The sequence below is a fragment of the Micromonospora phytophila genome (assembly GCF_023656545.1).
In the GTDB taxonomy this organism is placed as follows: Bacteria; Actinomycetota; Actinomycetes; order Mycobacteriales; family Micromonosporaceae; genus Micromonospora; species Micromonospora phytophila.
In genome coordinates, this window is record NZ_JAMOKF010000164.1 from 1 (window position 1) to 11,854 (window position 11,854).

At 73.8% G+C, this 11,854-nt stretch carries 12 protein-coding genes; 3 read left to right on the forward strand and 9 right to left on the reverse strand.

Annotation, left to right across the window (positions count from 1 at the left end; all coding sequences use genetic code 11):
- Nucleotides 1-881 (forward strand): aspartate--tRNA(Asn) ligase (gene aspS, locus NCC78_RS19025; RefSeq protein ID WP_250796012.1); only part of this gene is annotated, 881 nt, incomplete at its 5' end.
- Nucleotides 882-964: 83 nt separating this feature from the next.
- Here the strand turns inward: aspS and NCC78_RS19030 are convergent.
- The 4 genes from NCC78_RS19030 to NCC78_RS19045 form a co-directional block, all read right to left on the reverse strand.
- A complete protein-coding gene (locus NCC78_RS19030) occupies nucleotides 965-1,357 on the reverse strand; it encodes a VOC family protein (protein WP_250796013.1) in 393 nt (130 codons plus the stop codon).
- A gap of 14 nt (nucleotides 1,358-1,371) precedes the next feature.
- The gene (gene lipB, locus NCC78_RS19035; RefSeq protein ID WP_250796014.1) at nucleotides 1,372-2,019 is read right to left on the reverse strand and encodes a lipoyl(octanoyl) transferase LipB; all 648 of its coding nucleotides are present in this window, start codon (nucleotides 2,017-2,019) and stop codon (nucleotides 1,372-1,374) included.
- Nucleotides 2,020-2,067: 48 nt separating this feature from the next.
- Entirely contained in the window at nucleotides 2,068-3,360 is a 1,293-nt protein-coding gene (locus tag NCC78_RS19040; RefSeq protein ID WP_250796015.1) for a WD40 repeat domain-containing protein, read from the reverse strand.
- A 100-nt stretch (nucleotides 3,361-3,460) separates the two neighbouring features.
- Nucleotides 3,461-5,281 (reverse strand): DUF6311 domain-containing protein, encoded by a 1,821-nt coding sequence (locus tag NCC78_RS19045; RefSeq protein ID WP_250796016.1) that lies wholly within the window; start codon nucleotides 5,279-5,281, stop codon nucleotides 3,461-3,463.
- 276 nt (nucleotides 5,282-5,557) lie between these two features.
- On the opposite strand from NCC78_RS19045, the gene NCC78_RS19050 reads away from it, so the two are divergent.
- Nucleotides 5,558-6,748 carry an extracellular catalytic domain type 1 short-chain-length polyhydroxyalkanoate depolymerase gene (locus NCC78_RS19050; protein ID WP_250796017.1) on the forward strand — a complete coding sequence of 397 codons (1,191 nt, stop codon included), beginning with the start codon at nucleotides 5,558-5,560 and terminating at the stop codon, nucleotides 6,746-6,748.
- A 97-nt stretch (nucleotides 6,749-6,845) separates the two neighbouring features.
- Here NCC78_RS19050 and NCC78_RS19055 read toward each other — a convergent pair whose 3' ends face one another.
- Nucleotides 6,846-7,745 carry a TIGR01777 family oxidoreductase gene (locus NCC78_RS19055; protein ID WP_250796018.1) on the reverse strand — a complete coding sequence of 300 codons (900 nt, stop codon included), beginning with the start codon at nucleotides 7,743-7,745 and terminating at the stop codon, nucleotides 6,846-6,848.
- Between the two features lie 44 nt (nucleotides 7,746-7,789).
- Nucleotides 7,790-8,797, reverse strand: coding sequence for an aldo/keto reductase (locus tag NCC78_RS19060; RefSeq protein ID WP_250796019.1), 1,008 nt, complete (start codon nucleotides 8,795-8,797; stop codon nucleotides 7,790-7,792).
- 54 nt (nucleotides 8,798-8,851) lie between these two features.
- Between NCC78_RS19060 and NCC78_RS19065 the strand changes: the two genes are divergently transcribed.
- Nucleotides 8,852-9,220 carry a MerR family transcriptional regulator gene (locus NCC78_RS19065; RefSeq protein ID WP_250796021.1) on the forward strand — a complete coding sequence of 123 codons (369 nt, stop codon included), beginning with the start codon at nucleotides 8,852-8,854 and terminating at the stop codon, nucleotides 9,218-9,220.
- A 47-nt stretch (nucleotides 9,221-9,267) separates the two neighbouring features.
- Here the strand turns inward: NCC78_RS19065 and NCC78_RS19070 are convergent, their stop codons facing one another.
- From NCC78_RS19070 to NCC78_RS19080, 3 genes are all read right to left on the reverse strand, one after another.
- A complete protein-coding gene (locus NCC78_RS19070) occupies nucleotides 9,268-10,755 on the reverse strand; it encodes a hypothetical protein (RefSeq protein WP_250796023.1) in 1,488 nt (495 codons plus the stop codon).
- A gap of 21 nt (nucleotides 10,756-10,776) precedes the next feature.
- Nucleotides 10,777-11,133: a hypothetical protein gene (locus NCC78_RS19075; protein ID WP_250796024.1), complete on the reverse strand. Its 357-nt coding sequence runs from the start codon at nucleotides 11,131-11,133 to the stop codon at nucleotides 10,777-10,779.
- A gap of 106 nt (nucleotides 11,134-11,239) precedes the next feature.
- Nucleotides 11,240-11,854, reverse strand: a 615-nt coding sequence (locus tag NCC78_RS19080) for an LLM class oxidoreductase (protein WP_250796025.1), incomplete at its 5' end; no start/stop codon positions are given.

Consider the following 11,854-nt stretch of genomic DNA (forward strand, 5'->3'; position numbering starts at 1 on the left):
CGGCGGCGGTGGCCGGCTTCCGGGCCGCCCTCGACGCCCGGGACTTCGTGGAGATCCACACCCCGAAGGTGGTCGGCTCGTCCACCGAGAGCGGGGCGAACGTCTTCGCCCTGGACTGGTTCGGTCGGCCCGCGTACCTGGCCCAGTCGCCGCAGTTCTACAAGCAGCTCATGGTCGGCGTCTTCGAGCGGGTCTACGAGGTCGGGCCGGTGTTCCGGGCCGAGCCGCACGACACCGTCCGGCACCTGGCCCAGTACACCTCGCTCGACGCCGAGCTGGGTTTCGTCACCGACCACCGGGACGTGATGCGCGTCCTGCGCGACACCGTGGCCGGGATGCTGGGCACGGTCGTGGAGCGGGCCGGCGGTTCGCTGGCCACGCTCGGCGTGGCCGCCCCGGCCGTGCCGGACGAGATCCCGGCGGTGCACTTCACCGAGGCGCTCAAGATCGCCGGCGCGCCCGCCGACGAGCCGGACCTCGCCCCGGCGCACGAACGCGCGCTGGGGGAGTGGGCGCGGCGCGAGCACGGCTCGGAGTTCCTCTTCGTCACCGGCTACCCGATGGCGAAGCGCCCCTTCTACACCCACCCCGACCCGGCCCGGCCGGCGTACTCCAACGGGTTCGACCTGCTCTTCCGGGGCCTGGAGCTGGTGACCGGCGGGCAGCGGCTGCACCGGCACGCCGACTACCTGGCGGCGCTCGCGGCCCGGGGCGAGCCGGTCGAGCCGTACGCCGGTTACGTCGACGCGTTCCGGCACGGCATGCCACCGCACGGCGGCTTCGCCATCGGGCTGGAACGCTTCGTCGCCCGGCTGACCGGCGCGGCCAACGTCCGCGAGGTCACCGCCTTCCCGCGCGACCTGCACCGGCTCACCCCGTAGGGCGGGCGCTCGATCGACACCGGGGTGCGGATGTCGGGGCGTCCCGGTCGGCACGCCCCGACGTCCCGCTCGCCGGTCGGCGCTCAGGCGGGGCCGAGCAGGTCCCAGAGGTTGCCGGCGATGTCGCGGAAGACGGCGACCCGGCCGTACGGCTCGGTGCGGGGCGGGCGGACGAACTCCACGCCCGCGTCGACCATCCGGCGGTGGACGGCCTCGAAGTCGTCCACCCGGAGGAAGAAGCCGACCCGGCCGGCGACCTGGTCGCCGACGGCCCGCGCCTGCTGCTCCCCGTCGGCGCGGGCCAGCAGCAGCCCGGTCTGCCCGCCGGGCGGGCGGACGACGACCCAGCGCTTCGGGCGGCCGTCGTTGGTCAGCGAGGGCGAGTCCTCGGCCAGCTCGAAGCCGAGCACCTCGGTGAAGAAGTCGATGGCCGGGTCGTACTCGGCGACGACGACGGTGACGAGATCGATCTGCACGGCGGCGGACCGGGTCAGGCCGGAACGGTGACCAGGGTGGCGAGGCGCTGCTCCACCACCGGCAGCACGTCGGCCACGGTGACCGGGCGGCCCAGCTCGGCGGTGAGCGAGGTGACCCCGGCGTCGCGGATGCCGCAGGGCACGATCCGGTCGAAGTACCCGAGGTCGCAGTCGCAGTTGATCGAGAAGCCGTGCAGGGTGACCCCGCGGGCGACCCGGATGCCGATGGCGGCGACCTTGCGGGCCGGGCCGCGGTCGTCCTCGGGCACCCAGACGCCGCTGCGTCCCTCGATCCGGCCGGCGGCCAGCCCGAACTCGGCGCAGACGTCGATCAGCAACTGCTCGGTGCGGCGGACGTAGGCGACCACGTCCACCGGGTCGGGCAGTCGCAGGATCGGGTAGCCGACCAGCTGCCCGGGACCGTGCCAGGTGATCTTGCCGCCCCGGTCCACGTCGACCACCGGGGTGCCGTCCGTCGGCCGGTCCCACGGCTCGGTGCGCTTGCCGGCGGTGTAGACGCTCGGGTGCTCCAGCAGCAGCACGGTGTCGCCGCGCTCGCCGGCCACCACCGACTCGTGCAGCCGGCGCTGCTCGTCCCAGGCGGCCTGGTAGTCGAGGACGCCGGCGCGGACGGCCGTCAGGCCGGAGGTCGTCGTGGTCACGCCGACAAGCCTAGACCCGTACCGGCCGGTCACCTTCCGTGACGCGGCTCACCGGGGCGCCGCGGGCGGGCCCGTGGGCGGCGCGGGGTGCTCCGGGGCCGGGCCGGCGGCTGCCCGGCGACGGCGTCGGTGGCGCAGCAGAAGGGCCGTGGCGACCAGGAGTGGCGGCACGGCCAGCGTCAGGTAGAGCCAGAGCGGGGCGGCGAACGGCGACGGCCGGCGTTCGGGACCGCCGAACGCGGCCCGGGCCAGCAGCTCACCCGGCACCAGGATGTCGGTCGTGCCGGGCGGCGCCGTCACCAGCGGCTGCCGGGTGCCGTCCGGTGTGACGGCGGCGAGCGTGGTCCGCCGCTCGTCGGCCCGCACCGCCCAGGCCACCTGCTTGACCACGGGGTCGCCGCCGCGCCAGCCGATGATCTCCACGGTCGAGCCGTCGACCGGCACGGGCGCGCCCGTCGGGTGACCGGTCGACGCGTCGACGAACTCGATCCGCCGGGTGCGGGCGGCCGTCTGCTCCGGAGTGCAGGCGGGGCCGGCGCAGCCGTCGAACGCGAGCAGCGCGATCCGCCGGCCGTCCGGATGCCAGGCCGCCGCCCCGGCGAGCAGGCGCCGGTCGCCGAGCTCGACCTGCCACCGCGGACGGCCCGTGTCGGGGTCGACGAGCACCAGGCGCTGCCGCTCGGCGACCAGGGCGGCGGGATCCACCGGGCCGGCCACCGCGACCAGGTTGCCCGTCGGGGACCAGGCGGCCGCGGCGTGGCTGGCGAAGGTGCCGGCGGGGATCGGCCGTTCCGTTCCCGTCCACGGGTCGACCGCGACGAGGTCGTCCGGCTTCTCCGGGTCGTTGAGCTGCTGGTTCTCCGGCCCGTACGTGATCACCGCGTCGTCGTTGCTCCGGGTGCCCAGCACCCGCCGTCCGTCCGGGGACCAGGCGAGCGGGGTGATGCCGGATCCGAGCGTGCGGCGTTCCTCGCCGGTGACCAGGTCCACCAGCGTTCCGGAGCCCGGCCGCAGGTAGTGCCGCCCGTCCGGTGCGAGCAGCCCGTGCCCCTCGCCGATGCCGACCGGGATCAGGCGGTACCCGCCGTCCCGGCCGACCAGCACGCCCGTCGACTCGAAGTAGCGGGTGTGCGAGGTGAAGAAGACCATCGCCGCCGGTCCCGTCGGCCGCTGCCCGACGGTCGCCTGCCACAGCCACGGGTCGTGCACCCGGACCGGCACGGCATCGGCGTCAGCCGGTGCGGCCTGCGGGCCGGGCGCCGCGACGGCGCCGACGGCCGAGGCGACGATCGTCAGGGCGACCAGGGCGGCGCCGCGGCGGGGCCGGCTCGTCATCGGCATCGGCCCAGTACACACGATGGCGGCCCGCCATGGGCCCCCGCCGGCGCGGCGCTCGGTGGCGCGGGTCGCGGCCGATGAACCGTCGGCGGTCGACTCGCCGTCAGGCGGGTGCGACCCGCCAGAGCCAGACGTCGTCCACCCGCTCGGGCGGGCCGAGCAGCGCGGTCACCGTGCGCCGGATCGTCTCCTCGTCGACCGGCCACTTCGCCCCGTGCACCTGGTCGGCGAGCACCACCGTCTCGACCCGCCAGTACCGCAGGTCGGCGCGGACCTGCCGGACGCTGCCCTCGGTGATGATCGGCACCAGCCCGGTCCGGCCGGCCTGGTCCATCAGGGCGTCGAGCAGGCGCGGGGGCGGGCCGATCCGGCCCCGGCCGTCCGGGCCGCCGGGGCCGAGGAAGAACCCGGACGGGATGGCGAACTCGCCCTGCCGGTGCGCCAGGGCGTACGCCTGCCAGCGCTGGCCGTCGGGGTAGACGTCGAGGGTCAGCGGCACCGGGGTGAGCACCCCGCCGGGGGAGACGTACTCCCGCCAGGTGCCGGCGGTGATGAACCGGGGGATCGGCTCGCGTTCGACGGTGAGCAGCGGGGCCGGCAGCAGCGGCGCCAGCGCCACCGCGAACGCCGCCCAGCAGGCCAGCAGCGCCGGGCGGCGTCGGGGCGGGTCGGCGCGGAGCTGGTCCACGGCGTACGCCAGCAGCACCCCGATCACCGGCGCCACCACCAGCGCCAGCCGGGCCGGCAGGGCGGCGTTCACCACCGGCAGCTGCCCGACCAGGTCGAACGGCATCGGCAGGTCGGTCGGCCGCCCGTCGACCTTGGCCTCGGGCCCGAAGGAGAGGACGGTGAAGACCACGGCGGTGGCCCCCAGCGCCCAGAGGGTGGCCCGGCGACCCGCGTCGGCCCGGCGCCACAGCGCCACGAAGCAGGCGACGGCGAGCAGCAGCAGCGGGAGCCCGAAGAACGAGTTCTCCTCCGTCGGGTTGGGGGCCAACCGGGTGCCCAGCCCCACCTCCCCGGCGAGGGAGCGCTGCGGGTACGCCCCGTACGCGACGACGTCCTCGGAGTGGATGACCGCGTCGAAGCCGGTGCCGTGGAAACGCTGCGGGCCGGCGAAGTGCAGCCAGAGCGGGTACGCCAGCAGCACCCCGGCGACCACGGCGGTCACCCCGAGCCCGCGCAGGAAGGTGGGCAGGGCGGCGCGGGCCTCGGCCCGGTTGGCCGGGTGCAGCGCCCACACGGTGACGAAGACGCCGAGCGCCAGCGCGGTGAAGAAGAGCCCCTCGGCGGCGATCGAGAAGGCGAGCGCGACGAGCACGCCGAGGATCGCGCCGTCGCGCAGCCAGTGGCCGGGGCGGCGCAGCGCGAAGGCCCGCCAGACCAGCAGCGGCACCAGCCAGCCGGCCGTCCAGTTCAGGTGGGCGTTGGCGTGCGACACCATGCCGGGGGAGAAGCCGATGAACAGCCCACCGACGGCGGCGGCGAGCGGGCTGCGGAGCAGGTGCCGGGAGAGCAGCCAGTACCAGGCCAGCGCGGTGGCGGCGAGGTTGAGGGTGAGGATCACCAGGAACGTCGCCGGCGGCCCGATCAGGTACGTCAGCGGCGCGAAGACCACCGCGTAGACCGTGACCGAGGTGTTGACCGCGAGGTTCACGCCGTCCGGGACGTTGATCAGGTGGGTGAAGAGCGGATTCTCGCCGTGGGTCAGCGCGTGGCCGCCGAAGGCCAGGAGCCACTCGAAGAGCGCCTGGTCGCTGGAGTTCACCGTGATGGCGCGGGCGTTCGGGTCCCGCCACAGCCCGCTGGTGACCCAGACGGCGAGCGCCAGCGCGACCAGCGCCACGATCAGGTCGGCGCGCCGGTCGCGGACGACGCGGGGCGGCGGGGCCGGCGCGGGCGCCAGGGACGGGGAGATCGGCACGCAGCGGACGTTACCAACCGGGCCTGGACAGGCCGGTCAGACACGGAAGCTCGGCCGAGGTGTCTCGGCCGGTGGCGGTCGACGGGTGCCGCACGCCGCGTCGGGCCGGAGGCCGGCCCGCTGCCGGAGAAGCCGCCGCAGCCCGGCGAACCGGTCGCACATGTCAACGTCGATGAATGTGTGAGCGTGACCCATGTCACAGGTTCGACACATCGACGTAACGTCGCGGCAATTCGCGGGTGACCCAGTTCACAACCCGTCCCCCAGGAGGCCCCCGTGCGCCGCTCCTCGTCCCTGTTCACCCGGCTGACCGGTGCGGTCGCCGGGATCGTCCTCACCGCCGCCGCGGTGACCGCCGTCGCCGCCCCCGCCCAGGCCGCCAGCCTCACCCAGGTCACCGGCTTCGGCTCGAACCCCGGCAACCTCGCCATGTACGCCTACCGGCCGGACAACCTGCCGGCGGGAGCCCCGGCCGTCGTGCTGCTGCACGGCTGCACCCAGAACGCCTCCGGCTACTTCGCCAACTCCGGCTGGCAGAAGTACGCCGACCAGTGGAAGTTCGCCGTGATCGTGCCCCAGCAGTCCAGCGCCAACCAGTCGCTGAGCTGCTTCAACTGGTTCGTCGAGGGGGACATCACCCGGGGCCAGGGCGAGGCGCTCTCGATCAGGCAGATGGTCGAGCACGCCAGGAACACCTACGGCAGCGACCCCGGCCGGATCTTCGTCAGCGGGCTCTCCGCCGGCGGGGCGATGAGCGCGGTCATGCTCGCCACCTACCCCGACGTCTTCGCGGGCGGGTCGGTCATCGCCGGCCTGCCGTACCGCTGCTCGCCCCCCGCATCCACCAGCACCTGCCAGTACAGCGGGGTGGACAAGACCCCGGCCGCCTGGGGTGACCTGGTCCGCAACGCCTACCCCGGCTACACCGGCCGGCGCCCGCGGGTGTCCATCTGGCACGGCACCTCGGACACCACCGTGGTCCCCGCCAACGCCACGGAGCTGCGCGACCAGTGGACCAACGTGCGGGGCGTGGGGCAGACCCCGACCAGCACCGGGTCGCTGCCCGCCGGCACCAGCGTGGAGGTGTACGGCAACAACGACGTACGGGTCCAGCGGGTCTCCGGCATGGGCCACGGCACCCCGGTCGACCCGGGCTCCGCCGCCAACCAGTGCGGCACCGCCGCCGCCTACATGTTGGACACCATCTGCTCGACGTACCACGACGCGGTCTTCTTCGGCCTGAACTCCGGCGGCACGACCCCGACCGCCAGCCCGACGCCTTCCCCCACCACCGCCCCGACCTGCGTGACCGCCAGCAACTACGCGCACGTCAGCGCCGGCCGTGCCTACGCCTCCGGCGGCTACGCCTACGCCAACGGCTCGAACCAGCGGATGGGCCTCTACAACACCTTCAACACCAGCACGCTCAAGCAGACCGGCCCCAACTACTGGGTGATCGGCTGCTGAGCCGCCCGTCCGACGCGTCAACGATGGAGCTGTGGTGGGCGGCCCTGCCGCACACACCCGCTGCGCGGGGCACCACAGCTCCATCATCGACCGGCGGCTACTCCGTCAGGGCGGCGGCGAGGGCGCTGCGCAGGTCGGGGTGGCGGAAGGAGTAGCCGGCGCGGGTGAGGACGCCGGGCAGGACCCGCCCGCTGTGCAGGACCTCGGTGGAGAAGCCGCCGAGCACCACCTTCAGCGCCACCCCCGGGATCGGCATGATCGCCGGGCGGTGCAGCTGTCGGGCCAGCTCGCGGGTGAACTCCGCGTTGGTCGACGGAGCCGGACCGACCATGTTGACCGGGCCGGCGATCTCGTCGGAGTCGAGCAGGAACAGCGACGCCCCCAGCCAGTCCTCCATCGAGATCCAGGGCCACCACTGCCGCCCGCTGCCCAGCTTGCCGGAGATGCCGAGCCTCATCGGCAGCAGTTGGGGCTTGAGCATCCCGCCGTCACGGTGCAGCGGCAGCCCGATGCGCAGGCGGACCACCCGTACGCCGGCGTCCTCGGCCGGTCGGGTCGCGGCCTCCCAGACCCGGCAGACGTCGGCCAGGAAGCCCTCGCCCGCCGGCGCGTCCTCCTCGACGGTCCGGTCACCGGTGTCGCCGTACCAGCCCACGGCAGAGGAGTTGAGCAGGACCTTCGGCCGGTCACTCTCGGGCAGGCCGGCGATGGTGACCGCCAGGGTGGTCGTGCTGTCGACCCGACTCGACCGGATCAGCTGCTTGTACTGGTCGTTCCACCGCTTGTCGGCGACGCCCGCGCCGGCCAGGTTGACCACCGCGTCCGCCTGCGCCACCACGGCCGGGTCGAGTTGCGCGGCGGACGGGTTCCACTGCCGCTCGTCGGCGGCGCGCGGCGGCCGGCGGACCAGTCGGGTGACCTGGTGCCCGCCCGTGGTGAGCCGGTCGGTCAACCGGGTGCCGAGGAAGCCGGACGCGCCGGCCATGAGGATCCGCATGCTCATATCTTCGGGTACGGACACCGTTCCGGATGCGCCGAGCGTCAAGCCTGCGCCACCGCGGCTGTGGGGCGCAGGTCGGCCAGGAGGCGTTCCACCTCGGCGAAGGCGTCCTCGGGCAGCGGACCGAGGGCGAGGGTGGCGAAGTTCTCCTCGGCCTGGGCGACGGTGCGGCAGCCGGGGATCGGCACCGTCCGGGGGCTCCGGGCCAGCAGCCAGCCCAGCGCGCCCTGGGCGAGGGTACGGCCGTCGGCGGTGAGCGCCGCGCGGATCTGCGCCACCCGGGCCGCCCATCGCGGCGTCGGCCGGCCGTCGGTGAACCAGACCAGCCACTCCGGCGCCCGCCCGCGTACGTCGTCGACGCCGACGGCCCGCGTCGAGCCGGTGAGCAGCCCCATCGCCAGCGGTCCCCGGTTGAGGGCGGCCAGGTCCAGCGCCTCGCAGACCGCCAGCATCCGCGCGTTGTCCAGCAGCACCGACTGGTCGTGCTGGATCGCCGCGCAGTGCGGCCCGGCCGCCGCGAACGCCTGCGCCGACGCCGGGTTGTCGGTGCTCCAGCCGTACGCCCGGATCTTGCCCTGGGTGACCAGGTCCTCCAGCGTGTCGACCAGGTCGAGCGCGGCGGACGCCGGCAGGTCGTTGAGGTGCAGCTGGTAGAGGTCGACGTGGTCGGTGCCGAGCCGGCGCAGCGACTCCTCCAGGCTCTGCACCGCGTAGCCGGGGCCGGCGTCCGTGCCGGTCCACCGGCGGGTCGCCTCGTCGGAGCGGTTGCCGAACTTGGTCGCGATCACCGCCCGGTCGCGACGGCCGGCGAGAGCCCGGCCGAGGATCCGCTCGCTGTGCCCGGCGCCGTAGTTGCTGGCCGTGTCGAAGAGGGTCACCCCGAGGTCGAGGGCGCGCTGGACGGTGCGGATCGACTCGTCGTCGTCGACCTCGCCCCAGCCGAACGGCTGGCCGCCGTCGCCCCAGAGGGGTCCGCCGATCGCCCAGCACCCCATGCCGATCGCGCTGACCTCGATCCCGCTGCGGCCCAGTGTCCGTGTCGTCGTCATGCCGTCCAGCCTTCAACCTGGAGCGCACTCCAGGTCAAGCGCTACGCTCCCGCCATGAGCGGGTACGCACCCTCCGAGGCCGCCCGGCGCAGCGGCTTCAGCCTCGACACCCTGCGGTACTACGAGAAGATCGGGCTGCTCAGCGACATCGGGCGCACCTCGGGTGGGCGGCGGGTCTTCACCGACGACGACCTGAGCTGGCTGCTGCTGTTTCGCTGCCTGCGCGACACCGGGATGCCGATCGCCGAGATGTGCCGCTACGCCGAGCTGGCCCGGGCGGGCGAGCACACCGCCGGGGAGCGCCAGGCGCTGCTGGAGCGGCACGCCGAGCGGGTCGAGGAACAGATGCGCCTGCTCCGACGCCAGTACGACCACCTCCGGGAGAAGATCCGCTTCTACGAGCGGCCGACCGGCCCGGAGTAGGGCGATCGGCGGTGGCGGCCAGGGCCGCCACCGCCGTACACCGTGGGTCAGTGGCCGGCGCCGGCCGATCCGACGCCGGCGGCGGTCACCCCGACGACGACCGGGCGCGCGCCGAGGCACTGGGGCGCGAAGTGGGCCACCACGTGGTCCCAGGTCGCCTTCGCCTCGCCGAATGTGAAGGTCGGCTCACCGTCGAGGTACGCGCTCCAGGCCAGGCGCGGGATCAGGTACCACTTTTTCCACGCCGTGTTCTGCTTCGGCGAGAACATGATCCGGTCCACGCCGTCGGTGTGGCAGAGACCGAAGCAGTGCCCCAGCTCGTGGATCGGCACGTACTTCCAGATCTGGTCCGGGGTGTTGTCCACGAAGGTGGCCCCGGAGTTGCTCTTCCCGTCCAGCCCGCACGCGCTGTCGTGCAGGTTGTTCGCCAGGCCGCGCAGGGTGTCGGTGTAGCGGAACACCCCGGCGACGACCGGGTGGCAGAGGCCCGCGGTCGCCCCGTCCGGGTCGGTGGTCTTGTTGCGCCGCCCGAGTACCCCGCTTAGGAAGCTGGCCAGGGAGCCGTGCGCGTTCGGCGTGTCGTACCCGGGGTGCACGATGTGGTCGGCGTCGGTGACCGGCCGGGTCTCCTTGGCGAAGTCCAGCATCAGCGCCAGTTCACGGCCCTTCTCGGCGGCCGTGGCCACCTTCGTGTCGAGGGCGCCGTCGCGCATGGGCAGCACGATGAACTTCGGCCCCTGCGCGCCCCGGGAGGTGAGGTAGGCGTCCAGCTCGTCGGCAGAGATCGGGTTGTCGAACTCGCCCCCGCCACCGCCGCCCAGCACCGGCCCCTTCTTCAAGGTCTTGTAGCGCTTGCGGTTCCAGAACCCCTCGGTGAACTCGAAGCCGCACAGCTCTCGCAGGTTGATCGCGCCCTGCTCGTGCAGCACGACCAGGTTGGGCACGGCCGGCTCGCGCGGCGCCGGGGTCTCCGAGTCCAGCACTGTCCGGTACGCGGTCGCGTGCAGGCGCAGCCCGAACGCGCCGTGGTCGAGGCGGATCGCCGCCTTGATGTCGGCCAGCGTGTCACCGGAGTACTTGGCCTCGAGCAGGCCCCGGACGTGGGCGCGCAGCCGCCCCCGGTTGATCTCCTCGACGATGTAGTCGATGGTGTCGCCGAGGAACACGATCCGGCCCAGCCGGATGATCCCCAGCACGACGCCGATCCCGATCCGCAGCAGGCCATCGAGGATCCGCCGCCAGTCGAGGGTGAAGATCCCGGCGATCACGTCCCACAACCCGACCGCGATGTCCACCACCAGATCGACGATCACCCCGACGAGCTTGCACACTGTCCGGGCGACCCACTTGCCCACCTTGACGATCACCCAGCGGACGACCTTCACGAAGATGGTGACGAACCAGCAGACCCAGCCCCGCGGGTCGTACCACGGGTAGTCCTTGCACTTCTTCTCCTGCCGCTCCTCCCATTCCTCGACGGGCTTGGAGACCTCCTCTTCGATCCATTCGGTGATTTCGGTACACACGAGTGCCATGGAAGATCCCCTCCTCCGCGTTCACGAGGTCGTTCGCAGGGCGCGTAGCAGCGTGAGCAGCCGCCGGCGGCTCCAGGCCAGGCCGAGGAGCTTGCCGGTGACCGCTGCACCCAGACAGCCGAGCGCCGCGACGGCGATGGCGCCGCCGCGCGGTCCGAGGACGAGGGCGGCGGTGACGGCCGCGACGAGGGCGAGCGCCGACCAGGCGCAACCGCAGTCGTTGAAGTGGCGACGGAGCTGCCGGGCCGACCGCTCCCGCCGCGCGGCGTCCAGGCCGGGCACGGTGACGGCGACACCGTCGACGTGGGGGCGGCGCAGCCAGGAGACCAGCGCCTCCGTCCGGTCGAGATCCGCACTGTCGGCGATCCGGATGTCCACGACGGCCACCTCCCTCGGACACCCTCACGGTGAGCGCGGGCCGGCACGGTGTCAACGACTGCTCAGCTACCCGACTGTCGGGTCGCTGACCAGCGCAGACGTGGGATCAGGCGGCGGCGAGGCGGGCCAGCACCGGTGCGAGCGGAGCGAGCGCGTCCCGGCGTACGACGAAACGGGTGACGCCCCAGCGGCGCTCGTGCCCGGCGACCGCCGCGACGATCTCGTCCTCGGTGCCGATCAGCACGAACGGCGTGGCCAGCACCTCCGCGACGGTCAGCCCGGTGTCCCGGGCGGTCTCCGCGGCGGCCGCCTCGGCGTCGTCGGTGACCACGACCCGCTGCACCAGGGCCTCCAGTGCCGGCGGGTCGGCGCGTCCCGCCGCGCCGGCGGCGATCCGGGCCAGCTGCGCGTCGAGCTGGTCCGCCCGCCACCGCACCTCGTGGGCGTGACCGTCGGCGAGGGTACGCCCGAAGCCGGTCAGCCCGACCACGTCGGCGTGCGCCCCCGCCCAGCGCAGCAGCGCCGAGTTGGCCGTGCCCATCGTCAGCGGGATCCGCCGCTGGACCGGGCGGGGTGACTCCAGCCGGGCGGCCCGCATCGCCAGCTCGGCGGTGTCGACGGTGACCTCCTCGCCGTCGAGCAGGGCCCGGACGGCCTCGGCGACGGCGACGCAGCGCCGCACCCGGCCGGCGACGTCGGGCCGTTGCCGGCCGACGGCGAG

Coding starts and splice junctions, on each gene's coding strand:
- NCC78_RS19060 (WP_250796019.1), bottom strand. CDS start 8,797: ATGACGACGACACGGACACTGGGCCGCAGCGGGATCGAGGTCAGCGCG.
- NCC78_RS19065 (WP_250796021.1), top strand. CDS start 8,852: ATGAGCGGGTACGCACCCTCCGAGGCCGCCCGGCGCAGCGGCTTCAGC.
- NCC78_RS19055 (WP_250796018.1), bottom strand. CDS start 7,745: ATGCGGATCCTCATGGCCGGCGCGTCCGGCTTCCTCGGCACCCGGTTG.
- NCC78_RS19040 (WP_250796015.1), bottom strand. CDS start 3,360: ATGCCGATGACGAGCCGGCCCCGCCGCGGCGCCGCCCTGGTCGCCCTG.
- NCC78_RS19070 (WP_250796023.1), bottom strand. CDS start 10,755: ATGGCACTCGTGTGTACCGAAATCACCGAATGGATCGAAGAGGAGGTC.